The sequence below is a fragment of the Azotobacter chroococcum genome (assembly GCF_002220155.1).
GTDB classification, from domain to species: domain Bacteria; phylum Pseudomonadota; class Gammaproteobacteria; order Pseudomonadales; family Pseudomonadaceae; genus Azotobacter; species Azotobacter chroococcum.
In genome coordinates this window covers 3293771-3314702 of the sequence record NZ_CP011835.1, presented here as the reverse complement: position 1 = coordinate 3314702, position 20932 = coordinate 3293771, and the positions used below count along the sequence as shown (strand labels likewise).

17 protein-coding genes are annotated in these 20932 nt (G+C 67.1%); 8 read left to right on the top strand and 9 right to left on the bottom strand.

Features of this window, described 5'->3' with window-relative positions:
- Positions 1 to 119: 119 nt before the first annotated feature.
- A complete protein-coding gene (gene mutS / locus ACG10_RS15390; protein WP_089168876.1) occupies positions 120 to 2687 on the bottom strand; it encodes a DNA mismatch repair protein MutS in 2568 nt (855 codons plus the stop codon).
- A gap of 71 nt (positions 2688 to 2758) precedes the next feature.
- Between mutS and ACG10_RS15385 the strand changes: the two genes are divergently transcribed.
- From ACG10_RS15385 to recX, 3 genes are all read left to right on the top strand, one after another.
- A complete protein-coding gene (locus tag ACG10_RS15385) occupies positions 2759 to 3292 on the top strand; it encodes a CinA family protein (RefSeq protein WP_089169911.1) in 534 nt (177 codons plus the stop codon).
- 86 nt (positions 3293 to 3378) lie between these two features.
- On the top strand, positions 3379 to 4428 hold the full coding sequence (recA, locus tag ACG10_RS15380) for a recombinase RecA (RefSeq protein ID WP_089168875.1): 1050 nt from the start codon (positions 3379 to 3381) through the stop codon (positions 4426 to 4428).
- 8 nt (positions 4429 to 4436) lie between these two features.
- Positions 4437 to 4907, top strand: a complete 471-nt coding sequence (recX, locus tag ACG10_RS15375) for a recombination regulator RecX (protein WP_089168874.1) — start codon at positions 4437 to 4439, stop codon at positions 4905 to 4907.
- 233 nt (positions 4908 to 5140) lie between these two features.
- On the opposite strand, the gene ACG10_RS15370 is transcribed toward recX, so the two are convergent.
- Together ACG10_RS15370 and ACG10_RS15365 are read right to left on the bottom strand one after the other, a co-directional pair.
- Positions 5141 to 6220, bottom strand: a complete 1080-nt coding sequence (locus tag ACG10_RS15370) for an LOG family protein (RefSeq protein WP_089168873.1) — start codon at positions 6218 to 6220, stop codon at positions 5141 to 5143.
- A 144-nt stretch (positions 6221 to 6364) separates the two neighbouring features.
- The gene (locus ACG10_RS15365) at positions 6365 to 7771 is read right to left on the bottom strand and encodes an MBL fold metallo-hydrolase RNA specificity domain-containing protein (protein ID WP_089168872.1); all 1407 of its coding nucleotides are present in this window, start codon (positions 7769 to 7771) and stop codon (positions 6365 to 6367) included.
- Positions 7772 to 8019: 248 nt separating this feature from the next.
- Here ACG10_RS15365 and ACG10_RS15360 point away from each other — a divergent pair, with 248 nt between their 5' ends.
- A complete protein-coding gene (locus tag ACG10_RS15360) occupies positions 8020 to 10449 on the top strand; it encodes a phosphoketolase family protein (RefSeq protein WP_089168871.1) in 2430 nt (809 codons plus the stop codon).
- A gap of 31 nt (positions 10450 to 10480) precedes the next feature.
- Here the strand turns inward: ACG10_RS15360 and ACG10_RS15355 are convergent, their stop codons facing one another.
- Positions 10481 to 10879, bottom strand: coding sequence for a quorum-sensing-regulated virulence factor family protein (locus ACG10_RS15355; RefSeq protein ID WP_039802699.1), 399 nt, complete (start codon positions 10877 to 10879; stop codon positions 10481 to 10483).
- Positions 10880 to 11078: 199 nt separating this feature from the next.
- Between ACG10_RS15355 and ACG10_RS15350 the strand changes: the two genes are divergently transcribed.
- Entirely contained in the window at positions 11079 to 11789 is a 711-nt protein-coding gene (locus tag ACG10_RS15350; protein ID WP_198318957.1) for a tRNA-uridine aminocarboxypropyltransferase, read from the top strand.
- A 198-nt stretch (positions 11790 to 11987) separates the two neighbouring features.
- A complete protein-coding gene (erdR, locus tag ACG10_RS15345; RefSeq protein WP_039802703.1) occupies positions 11988 to 12635 on the top strand; it encodes a response regulator transcription factor ErdR in 648 nt (215 codons plus the stop codon).
- A gap of 22 nt (positions 12636 to 12657) precedes the next feature.
- Here the strand turns inward: erdR and ACG10_RS15340 are convergent, their stop codons facing one another.
- The gene (locus tag ACG10_RS15340) at positions 12658 to 13584 is read right to left on the bottom strand and encodes a LysR family transcriptional regulator (RefSeq protein ID WP_039802705.1); all 927 of its coding nucleotides are present in this window, start codon (positions 13582 to 13584) and stop codon (positions 12658 to 12660) included.
- A gap of 116 nt (positions 13585 to 13700) precedes the next feature.
- On the opposite strand from ACG10_RS15340, the gene fpr reads away from it, so the two are divergent.
- Positions 13701 to 14477 carry a ferredoxin-NADP reductase gene (fpr, locus tag ACG10_RS15335; RefSeq protein WP_039802707.1) on the top strand — a complete coding sequence of 259 codons (777 nt, stop codon included), beginning with the start codon at positions 13701 to 13703 and terminating at the stop codon, positions 14475 to 14477.
- A 64-nt stretch (positions 14478 to 14541) separates the two neighbouring features.
- On the opposite strand, the gene tsaA is transcribed toward fpr, so the two are convergent.
- Both tsaA and ACG10_RS15325 read right to left on the bottom strand, forming a co-directional pair.
- Positions 14542 to 15234, bottom strand: coding sequence for a tRNA (N6-threonylcarbamoyladenosine(37)-N6)-methyltransferase TrmO (gene tsaA, locus ACG10_RS15330; protein WP_089169909.1), 693 nt, complete (start codon positions 15232 to 15234; stop codon positions 14542 to 14544).
- Positions 15235 to 15380: 146 nt separating this feature from the next.
- Positions 15381 to 16901: a fumarate hydratase gene (locus ACG10_RS15325; RefSeq protein WP_039802709.1), complete on the bottom strand. Its 1521-nt coding sequence runs from the start codon at positions 16899 to 16901 to the stop codon at positions 15381 to 15383.
- Positions 16902 to 17086: 185 nt separating this feature from the next.
- On the opposite strand from ACG10_RS15325, the gene ACG10_RS15320 reads away from it, so the two are divergent.
- Positions 17087 to 18244: a GGDEF domain-containing protein gene (locus ACG10_RS15320; RefSeq protein ID WP_089168870.1), complete on the top strand. Its 1158-nt coding sequence runs from the start codon at positions 17087 to 17089 to the stop codon at positions 18242 to 18244.
- A gap of 47 nt (positions 18245 to 18291) precedes the next feature.
- Here the strand turns inward: ACG10_RS15320 and pyk are convergent, their stop codons facing one another.
- Positions 18292 to 19743 (bottom strand): pyruvate kinase, encoded by a 1452-nt coding sequence (pyk, locus tag ACG10_RS15315; RefSeq protein ID WP_089168869.1) that lies wholly within the window; start codon positions 19741 to 19743, stop codon positions 18292 to 18294.
- Between the two features lie 60 nt (positions 19744 to 19803).
- Positions 19804 to 20730, bottom strand: coding sequence for a universal stress protein (locus tag ACG10_RS15310; protein ID WP_089168868.1), 927 nt, complete (start codon positions 20728 to 20730; stop codon positions 19804 to 19806).
- Positions 20731 to 20932 lie beyond the last annotated feature (202 nt).

The following is a 20932-nucleotide window of genomic DNA, read 5'->3' as shown; positions in this document are numbered from 1 at the left end:
GGCGCAGTTATGGAGCCGGGCAGAGCTCCCTGCTTTGTATGAAAGGGCACCGGAATCCAGGCTAAAGACCCCGGCGCTCCCTGAAAGCGCGCGATTTTAGCAGTTTGCTCGGGTATGCGTTAGAACCGCGTTTTCCATGTATATAACAGCTCCAGGGCCTGGCGTGGGCTCAGTTCGTCCGGCCTGATGCGCGCCAGTTCCTCCAGCAGCGGGTGGGGCAGGCTGGCGAACAGGTCGCTCTGCAGCGGCGGCTGGGGTTTTCCCACCTCGCGGCGCGGCGCCTCGTGGGGCAGGCTGGTGGTCTCCAGGCGTGCCAGGTGCTCGCGGGCGCGAGCGATCACCGCCCCCGGCACCCCGGCCAGCTGGGCTACAGCCAGGCCGTAGCTCTGGCTGGCCGGGCCCGGCAGCACATGGTGCAGGAAGACGATGCGCTCGTTGTGCTCGGTGGCTGACAGGTGCACGTTGGCCACCACGGGATGGCTCTCCGCCAGCGCGGTCAGCTCGAAGTAGTGGGTGGCGAACAGGGTCCAGGCGCGCAGGCCAGCCAGGTGCTCGGCCGCCGCCCAGGCCAGCGACAGGCCGTCGAAGGTGCTGGTGCCACGACCGACCTCGTCCATCAGCACCAGGCTGCGCTCGGTGGCGTTGTGCAGGATGTTGGCGGTTTCGCTCATCTCCACCATGAAGGTGGAGCGTCCGCCGGCCAGGTCGTCGCTGGAGCCGATGCGGGTGAAGATGCGATCCACCAGAGACAGCTCGCAGCTCTGCGCCGGGACGAAGCTGCCGATGTGGGCGAGCAGCACGATCAGCGCCGTCTGGCGCATGTAGGTGGATTTGCCGCCCATGTTCGGCCCGGTGATGACCAGCATCCGGGTGCTGTCGTCGAGTTCCAGGCCGTTGGCGACGAAGGGCGTATCCAGCACCTGCTCGACCACCGGATGGCGGCCCTGGCGGATGCGCAGGCAGGGCTCGTCGACGAAACGCGGGCGATCGAGGTCGAGGTTCAGCGCCCGTTCGGCCAGATCGGCCAGCACGTCCAGTTCGGCCAGGGCGGCCGCAGTGTCCTGTAGCGGCGCCAGCTGGGCGATGAGTATTTCCAGAAGCTCCTCGTAGAGCGCCTTCTCCCGCGCCAGGGCGCGGCTCTTGGCCGACAGGGCCTTGTCTTCGAAAGCCTTCAGCTCGGGGGTGATGAAGCGCTCGGCGCCCTTCAGGGTCTGCCGGCGGATGTAGTCGGCCGGCGCCTGTTCGGCCTGCACTCGCGGCAGCTCGATGTAGTAGCCGTGGATGCGATTGTAGCCGACCTTGAGGTTGGGCAGGCCGGTGCGCGCCTTTTCCCGCGCCTCCAGATCCATGAGGAACTGGCCGGCGTTTTCGCTGAGGGAGAGCAGCTCGTCCAGCTCGGCGTCGTAGCCCTGCTTGAGCACGCCACCGTCGCGGATCACCGCGGGTGGGGTGTCGATGATGGCGCGGGCCAGCAGGTCGGCCAGCTCCGGATAGGTGCGGATGCTGCCGGCCAGGGCCTGCAGGTGCGGCGCCTTCAGAGGGATCAGTGCCGTCTGCAGCTGCGGCAGTGCGGCGAGGGCGTCGCGCAGGCGAGCGAGGTCGCGCGGACGGGCGTTGCGCAGGCCGATGCGGGCGAGAATCCGCTCGACATCGCCGATCTCCTTGAGCTGCGGCTGCAGGCTCTCGAAGCGGTAGCTCTCCAGCAGGCAGGCGACGGCGTCCTGGCGTGCCTCCAGTACGGTGCGGTCGCGCAGCGGGCGGTTCAGCCAGCGGCCGAGCAGGCGGCTGCCCATGGCGGTCTGGCAGCGGTCGATCACCGACTGCAGAGTATTGTCGCGCCCGCCGGCCAGATTGACGTCCAGCTCCAGGTTGCGGCGGCTGGCGCCGTCGAGAATCACGGTGTCGTCCAGACGCTCGTGGCGCAGGCTGCGCAGGTGCGGCAGGGCGGTGCGCTGGGTCTCCCTGGCATAGCCCAGCAGGCAGCCGGCGGCACCGATGGCCAGGCTCAGGCCGTCGCAGCCGAAGCCTTTGAGATCCTGGGTGGCGAACTGCTGGCAGAGACTCTTGTGGGCGCTGTCGCGGTCGAAGTCCCAGGGGGCCCGGCGGTGTGCGCCGCGGCGCTTCTCCAGCGGCAAACCGGCCGGCCAGTCGTCGGGGTAGAGCAGTTCCGCCGGGTTGAGACGCTCCAGTTCGGCCAGCAGACTTTCCCAGCCCTTGATCTCCTGCACACTGAAGCGCCCGCTGGTGATGTCCAGCACCGCCAGGCCGAACAGGCGCTCGTCACCGAGCACTGCGGCCAGCAGGTTGTCGCGGCGCTCGTCGAGCAGCGCCTCGTCGCTGATCGTGCCGGGGGTGATGATGCGCACCACCTGGCGCTCCACCGGACCCTTGCTGGTGGCCGGATCGCCGATCTGTTCGCAGATCGCCACCGACTCGCCGAGCTTGACCAGCTTGGCCAGATAGCCCTCGACCGAATGGAAGGGAATCCCGGCCATGGGAATCGACTTGCCGGCCGACTGGCCGCGGGCGGTGAGGGTGATGTCGAGCAGCTTGGCGGCCTTCTTGGCGTCCTCGTAGAACAGCTCGTAGAAGTCGCCCATGCGGTAGAACAGCAACTGATCCGGATGCTCGCGCTTGAGCTTCCAGTATTGCTGCATCATGGGCGTGTGTTCGGAGAGATCGCTCATCAACCAGGCCTTGCGTACAAAAGGCGCTAGTGTACGGTATCGCCCTGCTGAGATTCAGCTTGGAGAACACCATGGACGAAATCACCCGACTCGCCAGCGAACTCGGTGCAGGCCTGCGCACCCTCGGCGAGCAGGCGAGCACCGCAGAGTCCTGCACCGGCGGCGGCATCGCCGAGGCGATCACCCGCATCCCCGGCAGTTCGGCCTGGTTCGAGGCCGGCTACGTCACCTATTCGAACCGCCAGAAGAGTGCCCAAGTGGGGGTGCCGGCCGAGTTGCTCGAATGTTTCGGTGCGGTCAGCCGGGAAGTTGTCGAGGCCATGGCGCGCGGTGCCCAGGTGCGCAGCGGTGCCCGCTATGCCGTGGCGGTGAGTGGCGTCGCCGGGCCCGATGGCGGTTCGCCAGAAACTCCGGTCGGCACCGTCTGGCTGGCCTGGGCCGATGGCGAGCGGCTGTTTGCGGCGCGTCGACAGTTTCCCGGCGACCGCGGCGAGGTACGCCGACAAACGGTGCAGGAGGCCCTGGCCGGTCTGATCCGCCTGATTGCCGGTGAGGCGCCCGAAGGAGGTGCTGGGCATCACGGATATGGGCTGGAGCAGGGGTAGGCGAGCGGACTTTTCCTGTGCTCTAATACTGTCTACTTATACAGTGTGCGATGGCCGCAAGGCCTTCTGAATACGCGAGGTCTTCAATGGACGAGAACAAGAAGCGCGCCTTGGCTGCGGCTTTGGGCCAGATTGAAAAGCAGTTCGGCAAGGGCGCTGTCATGCGCATGGGCGACCATGAGCGCCAGGCGATTCCGGCCATTTCCACCGGCTCCCTGGGGCTGGACATCGCACTCGGCATCGGCGGCCTGCCCAAGGGGCGGATCGTCGAGATCTACGGCCCCGAATCCTCCGGCAAGACCACCCTGACCCTGTCGACCATCGCCGAGGCGCAGAAGCAGGGGGCCACCTGCGCCTTCGTCGACGCCGAGCACGCGCTCGACCCGGATTATGCCGCCAAGCTTGGGGTGAACGTCGACGACCTACTGGTCTCCCAGCCGGACACCGGCGAGCAGGCCCTGGAGATCACCGACATGCTGGTGCGCTCCAATGCGGTGGACGTGATTATCGTCGACTCGGTGGCGGCACTGGTGCCCAAGGCGGAGATCGAGGGCGAGATGGGCGATGCGCACGTCGGCCTGCAGGCGCGTCTGATGTCCCAGGCGTTGCGCAAGATCACCGGCAACATCAAGAACGCCAACTGTCTGGTGATTTTCATCAACCAGATCCGCATGAAGATCGGCGTGATGTTCGGCAACCCGGAAACCACCACCGGTGGCAACGCCCTGAAGTTCTACGCCTCCGTGCGTCTGGACATCCGCCGTACCGGCGCGGTCAAGGAGGGCGACGAGGTGGTGGGCAGCGAGACCCGCGTCAAGGTGGTCAAGAACAAGGTGGCGCCGCCGTTCCGCCAGGCCGAGTTCCAGATCCTCTACGGCAAGGGTATCTACCGCAACGGCGAGATCATCGATCTTGGCGTGCAGCTCGGTCTGCTGGAGAAGTCCGGTGCCTGGTACAGCTACCAGGGCAACAAGATCGGCCAGGGCAAGGCCAATGCGGCCAAGTTCCTCGAGGACAATCGGGAGGTCGCCGCGGCCATCGAGAAGAGCATCCGCGACCAACTGCTCGCCGCGCCTGCCAGTGCCCGGCCGGCGGCCGTGGCCGACGAACCGGCCGACGCGGACCTCGACTACTGAGTCCGTCCATGACGAGCCTGCTCGACAGCCCCGCCGCGGTACGGCGGGCCGCCATGGATCTGCTGGCGCATCGCGAGCACGGCCGGGTCGAGCTGGCTCGCAAGCTGGGCCGGCGCGGCGCTCCGGCGGAACTGATCGAGGCGGCCCTCGACCGTTTGGCGGACGAAGGACTGCTCAGCGAGGCCCGCTATCTGGAGGCCTTTGTGGCCAGCCGCGCCCGGGCCGGCTACGGGCCCCTGCGGATTCGCGAGGAGCTGGCCCAGCGCGGCCTGCCGCGCCAGGCCATCGAGCAGGCGCTGCGCGAGAGCGGTCTGGACTGGGCCGAGCTGCTGCGCGACGCCTGGCGCCGCAAGTTCGCCGGCTGCCTGCCCGGCGATGCGCGCGAGCATGCTCGCCAGGGACGTTTTCTCGGCTATCGCGGTTTTCCTCCCGAGCTGGTCGGTCGGCTGCTGCGCGGCGGTCTGTCCGACGACTGCTGAAAATTTCGGTGTCGCCGGAAGGAGGCATTCGGCGATTGCCGCGATATTGCCCCGCTCGAGGTGCTTTCCTCCATTTCGCCATGCCGATGACCGCAGGCACGCTTTTGCCATGTCATGCATGACGGTGCGTGGCTTTTGTGTGCCCGCACCCGCCTCGCGCTGGTATCGCGTCGATGGAGACGTTGAGCGGACGCGGGCAGCCTGGCTGTGCAGGCCCGATGGCGTCGTGCGGGTCAGGCCTTGACGGCCCAGTTTTGCGAGAGGTTGATGAAGTTGAGCAGTTCGCGCAGCCGGCCGTGGTCGCGGGCGTTGAAGATGAAGCTCAGGCGCATCAGGTGGCGGAGCTCCGGTTCGTCCTGTTCGCTTTCGCAGTAGCCCTGTTGCTCGAAGGTGCCACTCAGGCAGAGGTCGGTGAACTCGCTGCGCAGGTGTTCCAGCGCTGCTTCGCTCAGGGCGTGATGCAGGCGGATGACGAAGCGGTCCTTGATCCAGCGGCTGGAGTGGTAGTTGCGGTAAAACTGGGCGATTTCCTCGGCCGCCTCCTCGGCGCTGTTGGCCAGGTGAAGCAGGTGCATGTCGCTGGGCAGGATGTAGCGGTTGCCTTCCAACTGCTTGCGGATGAACTGCAGGGCATCCGCCCAGTAGGTGCCGCCCGGCTCGTCCAGCAGGACGATCGGAACCAGCGGACTCTTGCCGGTCTGGATCAGGGTCAGCACTTCCAGTGCTTCGTCCAGGGTGCCGAAGCCACCCGGGCAGAGGATCAGCGCGTCGGCTTCCTTGACGAAGAACAGCTTGCGCACGAAGAAGAAGTGGAAGGACATCAGGTTCGGCGTGCCTTCGACCGTGGCGTTGGCATGCTGCTCGAAGGGCAGGGTGATGTTGAAGCCGAGGCTGTTTTCCAGGCCGGCCCCTTCGTGCGCGGCGGCCATGATGCCACCGCCGGCCCCGGTGATGACCATCAGGTCGTGGCGTGCCAGGGTGTGGCCGAGCTCGCGGGCCAGGGCGTACAGCGGGTGTTCGATCGGCGTGCGCGCCGAGCCGAATACGGTGACCTTGCGGCGGCGCTTGAACTGTTCGAGGCGGCTGAAGGCCAGTTCCATTTCGCGCAGGGTCTGCAGCATGATCTTGGCGTCCCAGCGGTTGCGGTCGGCCTGGGCCATGCGTATGACGGTGTAGAGCATCTCCCGGTAGAGGGGGAGGTTGGGACTGGTTTCGGGAACGATCTCATCGACCAACGCATCGACGAGGGTGTTGATGTCGACGCCGCTGGTCTGGAAGTGACGAGAGAGGAACTCGTCCGATTCGAAAGCCATGGACTTCTCCTTGGGCGCGGAATCTTGACGATGCTGCGGGCAGCATCGCTCCGATGGCAGGCCTGGTCATCATGACGGCCCGGTATGGCGGCGGTCGGTCCATTATCATCCCGGCTCGCGCAACCATCTTACTGCCGCTTTGGCTTAGATTGCTATTTGCTCGCCTCGCTCGGGAATATTGGCTGTCCAGTTCAGGCGCTCGTGCAGAGCCTGCTGCAGAACCTGCATCTTTTCCAGCTCCCCGTGGACCAGATAGAGCTCGGGGCGGTGGTCGAAGTGCCCTACCCAGTCGATCAGTTGGGACTGTCCGGCGTGGGCCGAGAAGCCGCCGAGGGTATGCACCTGGGCGCGCACGGCAATGCGCTGGTGAAGCACCTTGACGGTGCTGGCGCCGTCGACGATGCGCCGTCCCAGGGTGCCCTGCGCCTGGAAGCCGGGGAACACCAGATGGCATTCCTCGCGCCACAGGTTGTGCTTGAAGTGGTGGACGATGCGTCCGCCGGTGCACATGCCGCTGCCGGCGATGATGATGGCGCCGCTCTTGATCCGGTTGATCGCCATCGACTCCTCGGGAGTGGGAGTCGTGCGCAGGACCGGCAGCCAGTCCTCGGCACGCTTGACGCCCCTGGCCTGCAGCAGGCTGCGGTCCACCGGATCGAATTCTTCGGCGAAGCGCGAATAGATGGTATTGGCGCGGATCGCCATGGGGCTGTCGAGGAACACCGCCTGCTGGGGCAGGCGACCCTCCTGGTAGAAGCGCCCCAGGTAGAAGAGCAGATCCTGGGTGCGGCCGACGGCGAAGGAGGGAATCAACACGTTGCCGCCGTCGCGATGGGCCTTCTGCAGGATTTCGGCGAGTTCGTCGAGGGTTTCCTCGCTGTGGCGGTGGTCGCGGTCGCCGTAGGTGGATTCGAGCAGAACCACATCGGCCCGCGACAGCGGCGTCGGGTCGCGCATCAGCGGCGTGCAGGTATTGCCGAGGTCGCCGGAGAACACCAGATGGCGGGTCAGATGGTGATCGTGCAGTTCCATCTCGACGATGGCCGAGCCGAGGATGTGCCCGGCCTCGTGGAAGGTGACGATCACGCCCGGGGCCACTTCCAGCGCGTTGCCATAGGGCTGCGGGCGGCACAGGGAGAGTGCCCTCTCGGCGTCGGCCGTGGTGTAGAGCGGTTGCACCGGCGGTTTGCCGAGGCGGGCCCGCCACTTGTTCTCCCATTCGGCGTCGTTTTCCTGCAGGTGGGCCGAGTCCAGCAGCATCAGGTTCATCAATTCACAGGTGGCTTCGGTGGCGAAGATCGGCCCCCGGTAGCCGGTGGCGGCCAGGCGCGGCAGCAGGCCGCTGTGGTCGATGTGCGCATGGGAGATGACCACGGCATCGAGGCTGCCGGGGTCGAAGGGAAACGGCCGGGCGTTGACCTCCTCTTCCTCGCGGCGTCCTCCCTGGCGCATGCCGCATTCGAGCAGCACACGGCTGCCGTCGCGGGTTTCGACCAGGTAGCAGGAGCCGGTCACTTCTTGAATCGCACCGAGAAAGCTGAGCAGGGCCATGATATTTCCTTGACTGCAGACGACTGGGACGGCGTGCCGGCGATGGCTGCCAGCCTGTCCTGATATGAGTCATCATAGTCGCAGACCGAACCAATCGATATATGAGCGCGCCTCGTTCCTGTCCGATCAGGAAAGGCTGGCCGGGAATGTCGTGCCTGCGCTGCCGGCCGGCCGATGGGCAGTGCCGGCGAGTCCAGGCGCGGGGAAGATGGCATAGACTGCAATGGATATTCACGATGGAGCCCGCAATGCCACAGATTCTCCCGCCCCTCGCCGAGCTGGACGAGCACGCCCGGGTCGAGCCTTCGTTTGAGCATTGGCGCCAGGGCTACGGCCCCCTGCAGCATGCCGCCGAAACCCAGGCCGGGGTGTTCCGCCTGGCCCACCAGCTGGTCCAGGCCGGCCTGCAGCCGGATGTGGCCAGCGTCTACCGCCTGCTGCACGCGCTCGACCGGTTGACCGCCGCGGGGCTCTGGCTGGTGGTGCACATGACCTATGCCCGGCGCGTGCGCCTGGACGGCGCGCCGCTCGAGGCCGCGGACTTCAAGGCCGATCCGGAAGGCCATACCGGCGGCGCGCTGAACATGGTGCCGGCCTATGCCGGCTACCTCGCGCTGAACGTCCTGAGTGGCGAGAACCGCGGCTGGCTGATGGGCCAGGGGCACTGCGTGGCGGCCATCGATGCGCTCAATCTGCTGACCGGCAACCAGCTGCCCGAGCAGGCCCTCGCCTATCCCTGCGACGAGGCCGGCATGACCCGCCTGGTGCAGGACTTCTACGGCTACCGGCAGGCCGCCGACGGCCGTCCGGCCGCGCCGCTGGGCAGTCACGTCAACGCCCATACCGCCGGCGGGATCGCCGAAGGCGGCTACCTGGGCTTCGCCGAACTGCAGTACGCGCACTTGCCCCTGCCGGGCGAGACCCTGGTGGCCTTCCTCTCCGACGGTGCCGCCGAGGAGCAGCGCGGTAGCGACTGGATGCCGCGCTGGTGGCGTGCCGAGGACTGCGGCGTGGCGCTGCCGGTGATGATCGCCAACGGCCGGCGCATCGAGCAGCGCACCGAGCTGGGCAGCCACGAGGGACTGGAGGGCTTCCGCCAGCACCTGCGCCGCTGCGGCTTCGATCCGATCGGCTTCGACGGCCGCGATCCGGCGGCCTTCGCCTGTACCCTCTGGGAAATGCAGCAGCGCCTGGGGCGGCGGGTGGAGGAGCTGGAGCGGGGTATCCTGCGCTACCCGCTGCCGATCCCCTACGGCATCGCCGAGACGGTGAAGGGTTTCGGTTTCTACGGCGCCGGCAGCAATGTGGCGCACAACCTGCCGCTGCCGGACTGCCCGCAGCGCGACGCCGATTCGCGGGAGCTGTTCAACCGCCATGCGGCAGCCCTGTGGGTACCGCCGCCGGAGCTCTCCGCCGCCTGCGGCCTGTTCAGCGCGGCGCGCCAGGGCCGTCCTCTGGCGCGCGACAACCCGCTGGCCACCCGCCATCCGCCAGCGCCGGCACTGCCTGCGCTGCACTACCGCAAGGCGGGCGAGCAGACCTCGCCGATGAGCGCGCTGGACCGCTTCTTCGTCGACCTGGTGCAGGCCAATCCGCGGTTGCGCCCGCGGGTCGGCAACCCGGACGAGCTGGCCAGCAACCGCCTGGGCGGCGTGCTCAAGGCGCTCAGGCATCGCGTCTGCCAGCCCGAGAGCGAGCTCGAGGCGCTGGACGGCAAGGTCATCACCGCGCTGAACGAGGAGGCGGTGGTATCCGCCTGTCTGGGCAACCAGGGCGGGCTCAACCTGGTGGCCAGCTACGAGGCCTTCTGCGTGAAGATGCTCGGCGCGGTGCGCCAGTGCCTGATCTTCGCCCGCCAGCAGAAGGAGGCCGGCCGTCCGGCCGGCTGGCTGGGCTGGCCGCTGGTGGCCACCTCGCACACCTGGGAGAATGGCAAGAACCAGCAGTCGCACCAGGACACCACCTTCAGCGAGGCGCTGCTCGGCGAGATGGGCGACATGCTGCGGGTGCTCTTCCCGGCCGACCACAACAGCTTGCTGGCCCTTCTGCCGTCCGTGTACGAGGCGCGTGGCCAACTGGCCTGCCTGGTCGTACCCAAGCGCGAGCGCCCGGTGCTCTTCGAGCGCTCGCAGGCCGAGCAACTGGCCCGCGAGGGAGCGCTGATCGTCGAGGAGCAGGTCGGCGCCGAGCCGCTGCTGCTGATCGCCAACGGCAGCTACCAACTGGCGGAGATGCTCCGCGCAGCCGCGCGCCTGAAGGCGGCAGGTCAAGCCTACCGACTGGTCTATCTGCAGGAGCCGGGACGCTTCCGCGCGCCGCGTGACCGCTGGGAGGCGGCGGCGCTGGCCGACGGCGAGCTGATCGCCCGGCTGTTCCCGGACAGCCATGGACGCCGCGTGCTGCTGAGCCATATGCGTCCGGAGGTCGCCCGTGGCCATCTCTGGCCGATCCTGCCGGACGCGCGCCGCACGCTGGCGCTCGGCTACCGCAACGCCGGCGGCACTCTGGACGAAGCCGGCATGCTGTTCGCCAACCGCGCCAGCTGGGCCCACGTCCTGGAGGCCTGCAGCACCCTGCTGGGGGAGCCGGTCACTGCGCTGCTCACCCGGGAGGAGGCCGATATCCTCGCCGGCCACGGCGATCCAGCGCAGTTGCGCGCCTTCCGCCAGGGCAGCTGAGCGACGCCTGTCGCGTTGCCGGCTGCACCGCTTACAGGTTGCAGTCGGCGGCGCGGTAGCGTTCGGTGGTCACCGGGCGGTTGCTCTGGTATTCGCTGAACTGGTAGCGCAGCACGGCGCCCTTGGCGAGCAACTGGCGAAAGCCCCGGTTGCTGCACACGCTGCCGAGCAACTGGCTGCGTACGGTGTCGGGATGAGAGCGCATTTGCTGGGCATGCGAGGCGCGTACACTGAGGTGGTTGACCAGTTCGTTGCCTTCCACCGTGTAGCCCTGGTCGAGGATGTCCTCGTTGATCGCGCGCGGGGTGCCTACGCTGCTTTCCTTGGCCACCTTCTCCAGCATCTTGGTCAGCTCGAAATCCTTCAGGGAGGCGGCCAGGGCGGTCGTCGGCAGAAGGAGGCAGAGGGCAAGGGCAGTCGGTCGCAACATGGGAATCTCCTGAAGGTGGGTTGCCGGCGATCCGGGCCGATATTCCGGCAAGTCGAGGCGTCGCATTATAGGTGCGTCGGCGGCGGCGACAATCGCGGCATCCCGCCCGGTTGGCCCGGACGCTCTGCTAGACTGCCGTCCCCGATTCCTGCCCGTACCGACGATTGTGCCCATTCCCTGTGACCCTTGCGCCTTACCTGTGAGCCATGCCGTGTCCCGCCTGCGCGAGGAGCGCCTGGCACGCAGCCTGAAACCCTTTCAGGCGCGCGGCTCGCGGACGCCGCGCTGCCCGGCCTGCCGGGTGCCGCTCAGCCACTGCCTGTGCGCCTGGCGCCCGCGGGTCGAGGCCGAATCCGGCGTCTGTCTGCTGATGCACGACATCGAGCCGCTCAAGCCGAGCAATACCGGCTGGCTGATCGCCGACGTGGTGGCCGATACCGCGGCCTTCGGCTGGTCGCGTACCGCGGTGGATGCGCGCCTGCCGGCGCTGCTCGGCGATCCGCAGTGGCAGCCCTATGTGGTGTTCCCCGGCGAGTACGCGGCGCCGCAGCGGGTGGTCGGCGAGGTGCACCGCGAGGCTGGCCGGCGACCTCTGTTCATCCTCCTCGATGCCACCTGGACCGAGGCGCGCAAGATGTTCCGCAAGAGTCCCTATCTCGACGACCTGCCGGTGCTCGGTCTGCAGCCGGAGCAGCTGTCGCGCTACCGTCTGCGCCGCTCGAAGCGCGACGATCACCTGTGCACCGCGGAAGTGGCCGCGCTCTGTCTGGAGCTGGCCGGCGACCGGCGTGCCGGCGAGGCGCTGGCGGCCTATCTGGATGTGTTCACCGAGCACTACCTGGCGGCCAAGCGGGGCCGTTCCGCGAGTCTCGACGACGAGCTGCATCGGCGTCTGCGCACCTTTCTGTGAGGCTGCTCGCCGCTGGAAAACTGCATGCCGGGCAAGCTAAGCGGCCCCGCCCATCCCGAAAAACGCGTAAACTGCTGTTTTCCGCCTGAATGATCGGCCGCGCCCGTTCTGCGGGTGTGGAGTCGTTGGCCAGGCTGCCCTGGCCTGTCCCGGCTCGCTGTCGCATCAGGTCTTCACGACAAGAAACGGAATCCGCCAATGCTTTCTTATGAAATCCTGATCGCCGATGACCACCCGCTATTCCGCAGTGCCTTGCAGCAGGCGCTGACCCTCGGGCTGGGTCCCGTGGTGCGGCTGGTGGAGGCGGACAGCATCGCCGCGCTGGAGGCCCGCCTGGAGGAAAAGGCGGACTGGGACCTGGTCCTGCTCGATCTCAACATGCCCGGCGCCCACGGCTTTTCCGGGCTGGTCCTGCTGCGCGGGCAGTACCCGCAGATTCCGGTGGTGATGATTTCCGCCCAAGAGGACGCCGCGGTGGTGGCGCGGGCCCGCGAGTTCGGCGCGACTGGCTTCATTCCCAAATCCAGTGCCCTGGAAACCCTGCAGCAGGCGGTGCGTGCGGTGCTCGACGGCGATGAGTGGTGGCCGCCGCAGCTCCAGGAAACGGTCAGCGTTTCCGCCGAGGCGAAGGCCGCCAGCGCCGGCCTGGCCAGCCTGACGCCGCAGCAGTTCCGGGTGCTGAGCATGGTCTGCGACGGCCTGCTGAACAAGCAGATCGCCTATGAGCTGAGCGTCTCCGAGGCGACCGTCAAGGCCCATGTGACGGCGATTTTCCGCAAGCTCGGGGTACGCACCCGCACCCAGGCGGCCCTGCTGCTGCAGCAGCTGGAATCGCTGCCGGCCTGATCCCTGGTGCAGCCGCCGCTCGTCAGGCGATCGGCGGCAGGACGATCTCGTCGCTGCGCCGCACCCCGGCGGTCAGTGCCCGGCACTGTTCGAGGAATTCGCGCATGGCGGCGGTGTGCAGCTTCTGCTTGTGCCAGAGGAAGCAGAACTGCCGCTTCAGGTCCAGCTCCGGGGTTTCCACCGGCACCAGGCTGCCGCGCCGGAAGGCATCGCGCAGGGCCAGGCGGGAGATGCAGCCGATGCCCAGGCTGGACTCGACTGCCCGCTTGATCGCCTCGGTATGCTCCAGCTCGAGGCGGATGTTCAGCGCCGGACGATGATGGCGCATGGCCTGGTCGAAGGTCAGGCGGGTGCCCGAACCCTGTTCGCGAAGAATCCAGGCCTCGCCGGCGAGCTCGTCCAGGCTCGCCCGGCCGCGCTGCGCGAGGGGGTGCTGCGGGGCACAGAACACCACCAGCTCGTCTTCCACCCACGGCTGCAGCTCTACGTCGGGATGCTGGCAGCAGCCCTCGATCAGGCCGAGATCCAGCTCGTGGTTGGCCACCTGCTGGACGATGTGCGCGGTGTTCTGCACATGCAGCCGGACCCGCGATTCCGGGTGGCGCTGCATGAAGGCGCCGATCAGCAGGGTCGCCAGGTAGTTGCCCACGGTCAGCGTGGCGCCGACGGCCAGCGAGCCGAAGCCTTCCTTGCCGTCGAGCAGATCCTCGATCTCCCGTGCCTGGTTGAGCAGCGCCATCGCCTGGGGCAGCAGTTGCCGGCCCAATGCATTGAGTTTCAGGCGCTTGCCGACGCGATCGAACAGCTGGCAGTCGGACTGGCGCTCCAGTTCGGTCAGCGAGGTGCTGGCCGCGGACTGGGAGAGGGCAAGGGATTGGGCCGCGCGGGTGACGCTTTCCAGGCGGGCCACGGCGGCGAAGACCTCGAGCTGGCGCAGGGTGAATCGCATATCTATATAACCGATTATCCATATCTTGATAATTTACTTAACAGATAGTTTGCCGCCTCCTAGAATTGGCGGCAACAGTGCCGCAAGGCAGCGCCATCCCCTCGAAGGAGCCCCTAATGAGCAACCTGAACGTAGAGCGTGTCCTCAGTGTTCATCACTGGAACGATACCCTGTTCAGTTTCAAGACCACCCGCAACCCCGGCCTGCGTTTCGAGAACGGTCAGTTCGTGATGATCGGCCTCGAGGCCGAGGGGCGCCCCCTGATGCGGGCCTACAGCATTGCCAGCCCGAACTACGAGGAGCATCTCGAGTTCTTCAGCATCAAGGTGCAGAACGGTCCGCTCACCTCGCGCCTGCAGCACCTGAAGGAGGGCGACCAGCTGATGGTCAGCCGCAAGCCCACCGGCACCCTGGTGACCGGCGACCTGCTGCCCGGCAAGCACCTCTACATGCTCAGCACCGGTACCGGCCTCGCGCCCTTCATGAGCCTGATCCAGGACCCGGAGGTCTACGAGCGTTTCGAGAAGGTGGTGCTGATCCACGGCGTGCGCCAGGTCAGCGAGCTGGCCTACCAGCAGTTCATCACCGAGCACCTGCCGCAGAACGAGTACTTCGGCGATGCGGTGAGGGAGAAGCTGATCTACTACCCGACGGTCACCCGCGAGTCCTACCGCAACCAAGGGCGTCTCACCGACCTGATGCGCAGCGGCAAGCTGTTCGAGGATATCGGCCTGCCGCCGCTCAACCCGCAGGACGACCGCGCGATGATCTGCGGCAGCCCGAGCATGCTCGACGAGAGCTGCGACGTGCTGGACAGCTTCGGCCTGAAGATCTCCCCGCGCATGGGCGAGCCGGGCGACTATCTGATCGAGCGCGCCTTCGTCGAGAAGTAGAGCGCATCTCCCGTCCCGCGAAGCCCGGCCTGTCCGGGCTTCTTCGTTTTGCGCGGCGTGCCGTTCAGGCGGGCAATACTTCCAGCACGCGAATCCGTTCCGGTTGCGGGTAGTGCCAGCGCACCTCCACATCCCAGAAGCGCACCCCGTAGCGACGCGACGGTTCCGGCACCTGGTAGGCCGGTCGTGGATCCTGGGCCAGGCACTGCTCGATCAGCTCGATCAGCGGCTCGCCGAGGCGCACGGCATGCGCCTGCGCCTGCAGCAGTGCCGGCTCGCTCCACTCCAGCGGGATCACCGGCGGCGGCGCTTCGGCAATGGCGTTGCGGGCCTGCGGGAGGCAGTCGGCATAGGGCACGTAGGGCTTGACGTCGAGCACCGGCGTGCCGTCCAGCAGGTCGATGCCGGACAGCCACAGACGTCCCGCCTCGACCCTCTCCAGACGGACCACCGACTGGCCGATGCCGTTCGGCCGGTGGGTCGAGCGGCTGGCGAACACCCCGAGCGAGCGGTTGCCGCCCAGGCGGGGAGGGCGGACCTTGAGGCGCGGTTTGTCCTCCAGCGCCTGGTGGAAGAGAAACAGCAGCCAGACGTGACTGACCTGTTCGAGTCCCTCGATGGCCTGCGCCTGGTCGAAGGGAGGCAGCAGCTCCAGCATGCCGCGGGCGGCCGGGGCCAGCTGCGGCTGGCGCGGAATGGCGAATTTCTCCTTGAAGCAGGAGCGCAGGTAGCCGATCGGCGAAACGGAATGGGACATGGCGACGGGCGGGTAAAGACGGGGCGCCATGGTAGCGCTTTCGCGCCGCTCGCGGGACTTCGCGCTCCCGAAAAGCAACAGGCCCATGCGCGGGGCATGGGCCTGTTGCGAGATGCCCGCCGAGCTGGCGGGCCCGGAGTGCGGGTTTAGCTCAGCTTCACCAGGGAGTCGGCGATCTTCTGCTTCCACAGCGCCGGGCCGGTGATGTGCACCGACTCGCCCAGGCTGTCGACGGCCACGGTGACCGGCATGTCCTTGACCTCGAATTCGTAGATGGCTTCCATGCCCAGTTCCGGGAAGGCCAGGGTCTTCGAGGCCTTGATCGCCTGGGCGACCAGATAGGCGGCACCGCCGACGGCCATCAGGTACACGGCCTTGTTGTCCTTGATCGCCTCGATGGCGATCGGGCCGCGCTCGGACTTGCCGATCATGCCCAGCAGGCCGGTGCTTTCGAGGATCTGACGGGTGAACTTGTCCATGCGGGTGGCAGTGGTCGGGCCGGCCGGGCCGACCACCTCGTCACGCACCGGATCGACCGGGCCGACGTAGTAGATGAAGCGGCCTTTCAGGTCCACCGGCAGCTTCTCGCCGGCGTTCAGCATGTCGACCATGCGCTTGTGCGCGGCATCGCGACCGGTGAGCATCTTGCCGTTGAGCAGCAGGGTCTCGCCCGGCTTCCAGCTCTGCACTTCTTCCGGGGTGATGGTGTCGAGGTTGACGCGACGGGCGCTCGGACCGGCTTCCCAGACGATTTCCGGATAGGCGTCCAGCGGCGGGGCTTCCAGGCTGGCCGGGCCGGAGCCGTCGAGCACGAAGTGGGCGTGACGGGTGGCGGCGCAGTTGGGGATCATGCACACCGGCAGGGAGGCGGCGTGGGTCGGGTAGTCCTTGATCTTCACGTCGAGGACGGTGGTCAGGCCGCCGAGGCCCTGGGCGCCGAGGCCCAGCTGGTTGACCTTGTCGAACAGCTCGAGGCGCAGTTCCTCGATCTTGTTCTGCGGGCCGCGGGCCTTCAGCTCATGGATGTCGATCTCGTCCATGAGGGATTCCTTGGCCAGCAGCGCGGCCTTCTCGGCGGTACCGCCGATGCCGATGCCGAGCATGCCCGGCGGGCACCAGCCGGCGCCCATTTCCGGCACGGTCTTCAGCACCCAGTCGACGATCGAGTCGGAGGGGTTGAGCATGGCCATCTTCGACTTGTTCTCGGAGCCGCCGCCCTTGGCCGCGACATCCACTTCCACCTTGTCGCCGGGGACGATGGAGTAGTGGATGACCGCCGGGGTGTTGTCCTTGGTGTTCTTGCGGGCACCGGCCGGGTCGGCCAGGATCGAGGCGCGCAGGACGTTTTCCGGCAGGTTGTAGGCGCGGCGCACGCCCTCGTTGATCATGTCGTCTACACTCATGGTGGCGCCGTCCCAGCGGACGTCCATGCCGACCTTGACGAACACGGTGACGATGCCGGTGTCCTGGCAGATCGGGCGATGACCGGTGGCGCACATGCGCGAGTTGATCAGGATCTGGGCAATGGAGTCGCGGGCAGCCGGCGACTCTTCACGCAGGTAAGCCTCATGCATGGCCTGGATGAAGTCGACGGGGTGGTAGTAGGAGATGAACTGCAGGGCGTCGGCGACGCTTTGAATCAGATCATCTTGCTTGATCACGGTCATGCTGCGCTCCTTTATTGGGCAGGAACTTCGATGCGCCGAACCCGTGTCCGGTGCGAAAAATCGCCGCAGTATAACGTGCCCGGGACGACCGGGAGCAACCGCTTGGGCCAAAGACGTATGGCGGCTAGGCAGGCGCCTGCCCAGCCGGTACAGTGTCCGATTGGCGTTGTCACGGGATGGACCCCATGAACACTTCCACTACGCGGCTGGAGCCGCAGGCCCTGCAACGTCTGTTGCTGAACCGCTTTGCCATGGCGCAGGGGACCTACGCCATGGTGTTGCTGCTGCTGACGCTGGCGATCGTGACCGGCCATGGCCGGGTTTCGCTCGACGTGCTGCTGCTCGGCGCCATTCCGCTCATGCTCAGCCAGCTGGTGTTCTTCCTGCTGTTGCGCAGCGGGCGCAACCTGCGCCTGCGCGACCCCGGGATGATCGAGGCGCAGGTGCTGGTCGCGCTGTTCTGGCAGACAGTCCTGCTCGGCTGTCTGGATGATGCAGCGCGCAGCACCCTGCTAGCATTCTACGTGCCGATCCTGCTGTTCGGTCTGTTCCAGCTGTCTCCGCGCGCCTTCGCGCGTTGTGCGGCTTTCGCCTTCGTCGGCTTCGTCGGACTCGAATGGTCGGACGCCTCCTTCCAACTGCAGTTTGCCGCCGAGCCGCCTTTCCTGCAGCTGGCCACCCTGTCCGCCTTGCTCTTCTGGCTCGGCCTGTTCGGCCGCCACGTCAATGCGATGCGCCAGCGCATGCGCCAACGGCGCCATGCCCTGGTGGCGCACCAGAACACCTTGCGCGGCATGATGCGCCAGCTGGAGGATCAGGCTTCCACCGACGAGCTGACCGGGCTCTGCAACCGGCGGCATTTCCTGCGCCTGGCGGAGCACGAGCTGACCAACCTGCCGGCCCAGGCCCAGTACGGCCTGGCCCTGATCGACCTGGACCATTTCAAGCGCATCAACGACCGCTATGGACATGCTGCCGGGGACCGGGTCCTGCAGACCTTCGCGACGCTGGCGCAGGCCTGCCTGCGCGAGGGTGACGTGCTGGCCCGCTACGGCGGCGAGGAATTCGTGCTGCTGCTGCCCAATGTCAACCTGGACCAGATTTCGATCTGCTGCGAGCGGCTGCGCGAGGCCTTCGCCGCCGCCGAGCCACTGGGGCTGTCGCTGGGCGGTCTCAGCCTGTCGATCGGCATGACCCGCCTGCAGCACGGCGACGACCTGGACCACGCCCTGCAGCGTGCCGATCAGGCCCTGTACCGGGCCAAGCACAATGGCCGGAACCGCTGCGAAGCGAGCTGGGAACCCAGCGATGCTCGTGCCGATCGTCGCTCGGCTTCCTCCTGAAGGAACATGGCCGCCCGGAGGCGGCCATGCGATTCAGACCCTGCGGATCAGACCAGCGGCTCGCCCACGTGGAGGATCTTCATGCCGTTGGTGCCGCCGGTGGTATTGTAGCTGTCGCCCTTGGTGAGGATCACCCAGTCGCCCGGCTCGACCACCCCGCGCTTGAGCAGTTCGTCCACCGCCGCCTGGCTGAGCTTCTCCGGCGCCACGGCCACCGGGTCGAAGGGTATCGTGTAGACGCCGCGGAACAGCGCCACGCGCGCCTGGGTTTCGCGGTGCGGCGAGAAGGCGAAGATCGGCACCGAGGAACGGATGCGCGACATGATCAGCGGCGTGTAGCCGCTGTCGGTGAGGCTGATGATCGCCTTCACGCCGGGGAAGTGGTTGGCGGTGTACATGGCCGCCAGGGCGATGCTCTCGTCGCAGCGCTCGAAGGTGTGGCCGAGGCGATGGCTGGAGCGGGTGCTGGTCGGATGGCGCTCCGCGCCCAGGCAGATGCGCGCCATGGCCTGCACCGCTTCCACCGGGTATTCACCGGCGGCGCTTTCCGCCGAGAGCATCACCGCGTCGGTGTTGTCGAGCACGGCGTTGGCCACGTCCGAGACTTCCGCACGGGTCGGCATCGGGCTGTGGATCATCGACTCCATCATCTGCGTCGCGGTGATCACCGCCTTGTTGTAGCGCCGGGCATGGAGAATGATCTTCTTCTGGATGCCGACCAGCTCGGCGTCGCCGATTTCCACACCGAGGTCGCCGCGCGCCACCATCACCGCATCGCTGGCGCGGATCAGGCCGTCGAGGGCCGCGTCGTCGGCGACTGCCTCGGCACGCTCGATCTTGGCCACCAGCCAGGCCTTGCCGCCGGCCTCGTCGCGCAGGCGCCGGGCCAGCTCCATGTCGGCGGCGTCGCGGGGGAAGGATACCGCCAGGTAGTCCAGGTCCAGTTCCGCGGCCAGCTTGATGTCCTGCTTGTCCTTGGCGGTCAGGGCCGGTGCGGTGAGGCCGCCGCCGCGCCGGTTGATGCCCTTGTGGTCGGACAGCGGGCCGCCGATCAGCACCGTGCAGTGCAGCTCGTCGGCAGTCTTCTCGAGGACCTGCATGACCACCCGGCCGTCGTCGAGCAGCAGTTCGTCGCCGACGTTGCAATCCTTCACCAGGTCCGGGTAGTCGATGCCCACCACCTCCTGGCTTCCCGCATCGCGCGGATGGGTGACGGAGAAGCGGAAGTGGTCGCCGACGGCCAGCTCGATCCGCTTGTCGACGAACTTGGCGATGCGGATCTTCGGCCCCTGCAGGTCGCCGAGCAGGGCAACGAAGCGGCCATGCCTGGCGGCCAGTTCGCGGACCAGATGGGCGCGGGCGCGGTGTTCGTCCGCGCTGCCGTGGGAGAAGTTCAGGCGGGCGACATCGAGCCCGGCGAGGATCAGTTGCTCGAGCCGTTCGGGCGAGCTGGTGGCCGGGCCGAGGGTGGCGACGATTTTGGTGCGGCGAAACGTCATGCGGAACTCCTTATGGGACGCTGCCCGCGAGGCTACTACGCCGGAGGGCTTTAGTCATTGTCATGCCGCACTACTTTCCCCAGGCTGCGGCCTGAGCACCAGGAGGTCGCACTCCAGCGCCTCCAGTACCCGCTCGGCGGTATTGCCGATCAGCGCGTTGTCCAGATGGCCGCGGGCGACGGCGCCCATCAGCAGCAGATCGACCTGCCGGTCGCGCACGAAGCGGGGAATCACCTCTTCCGGATAGCCCTGTTCCAGATGACGGTGGCTGGCAGGAATCGCATAGGGCGCAAGCAGTTGCTCGAAGGCCTGGCGGTGCTGGCGGCTGCCGCGCTCGACATAGGCGTCGTAGGTGGCGACCAGCTCGGCATCGAAGGCCAGGCTGCGTGGCAGCGGCGCATAACAGTGCAGGTAATGGGCGTCCAGCTGCAGGCGCTCGGCCAGTTCGCGGGCAGTGGCGATCAGGCGATGATCAAGATGGGCAGGCTTGTCGGCGCTGTGCAGCGGATCGAGGGCCGCGCACAGGCGCTGGCCCCGCCACTGGCCGGGATGCACCAGCCAGAGCGGTACCGGGCAGTGGCGAAGCAGCTGCCAGCAGGTATTGCTCAGCCGCAGGCGCTCGAGCAGGCCATGGCTGTGGGTGGCGGCCTTGAACAGCAGGTCCGGCTTCAGCTCCTCGACCCGGGCCAGGATCATTCTGTGCAGCGGCTTGCCCCAGCGTGTCTCGACCTGTACCTGCAGGCCTTCGGCGCGCAGCGGGGCGGCCAGCGCCTCGAGCCGCGCGTGGCGGTGGGCGAGCAGTGCGGCGCGTGCCTGCTCGGTCTGCCGGTCGTCGAACAGCAGGCTGCCCTCCAGGGCGGGCTCGAACTCGCAGACCAGCAGTTCCAGGGCGGCACCGCTGCTGCGAGCCAGCCAGGCGGCCCGCTCCAAGGCCGGCTGGGCCTCCTGGGTGGGGTCGATCACGACGAGCAACTGGCGCAGGTTCATCATTGTCTCCTTGGCTCTTGGCATTGCGCAGTGCACCCGGGCGGCGGCCAGGATGTCCGATGCGTAACAGACTAACTCAAGCGGGATATTGCATACCGACGGGAGCATAAAAGCGAAGCGGCTGGTCTCTGATAATGGGACACTGGTTCCTAACCGACCTTGGGGTCATACTCAAAAACCGGACTAGCGATTTGTCATTAAT

Coding starts and splice junctions, on each gene's coding strand:
- mutS (WP_089168876.1), bottom strand. CDS start 2,687: ATGAGCGATCTCTCCGAACACACGCCCATGATGCAGCAATACTGGAAG.
- ACG10_RS15385 (WP_089169911.1), top strand. CDS start 2,759: ATGGACGAAATCACCCGACTCGCCAGCGAACTCGGTGCAGGCCTGCGC.
- recA (WP_089168875.1), top strand. CDS start 3,379: ATGGACGAGAACAAGAAGCGCGCCTTGGCTGCGGCTTTGGGCCAGATT.
- recX (WP_089168874.1), top strand. CDS start 4,437: ATGACGAGCCTGCTCGACAGCCCCGCCGCGGTACGGCGGGCCGCCATG.
- ACG10_RS15370 (WP_089168873.1), bottom strand. CDS start 6,220: ATGGCTTTCGAATCGGACGAGTTCCTCTCTCGTCACTTCCAGACCAGC.
- ACG10_RS15365 (WP_089168872.1), bottom strand. CDS start 7,771: ATGGCCCTGCTCAGCTTTCTCGGTGCGATTCAAGAAGTGACCGGCTCC.
- ACG10_RS15360 (WP_089168871.1), top strand. CDS start 8,020: ATGCCACAGATTCTCCCGCCCCTCGCCGAGCTGGACGAGCACGCCCGG.
- ACG10_RS15355 (WP_039802699.1), bottom strand. CDS start 10,879: ATGTTGCGACCGACTGCCCTTGCCCTCTGCCTCCTTCTGCCGACGACC.
- erdR (WP_039802703.1), top strand. CDS start 11,988: ATGCTTTCTTATGAAATCCTGATCGCCGATGACCACCCGCTATTCCGC.
- ACG10_RS15340 (WP_039802705.1), bottom strand. CDS start 13,584: ATGCGATTCACCCTGCGCCAGCTCGAGGTCTTCGCCGCCGTGGCCCGC.
- fpr (WP_039802707.1), top strand. CDS start 13,701: ATGAGCAACCTGAACGTAGAGCGTGTCCTCAGTGTTCATCACTGGAAC.
- tsaA (WP_089169909.1), bottom strand. CDS start 15,234: ATGTCCCATTCCGTTTCGCCGATCGGCTACCTGCGCTCCTGCTTCAAG.
- ACG10_RS15325 (WP_039802709.1), bottom strand. CDS start 16,901: ATGACCGTGATCAAGCAAGATGATCTGATTCAAAGCGTCGCCGACGCC.
- ACG10_RS15320 (WP_089168870.1), top strand. CDS start 17,087: ATGAACACTTCCACTACGCGGCTGGAGCCGCAGGCCCTGCAACGTCTG.
- pyk (WP_089168869.1), bottom strand. CDS start 19,743: ATGACGTTTCGCCGCACCAAAATCGTCGCCACCCTCGGCCCGGCCACC.
- ACG10_RS15310 (WP_089168868.1), bottom strand. CDS start 20,730: ATGAACCTGCGCCAGTTGCTCGTCGTGATCGACCCCACCCAGGAGGCC.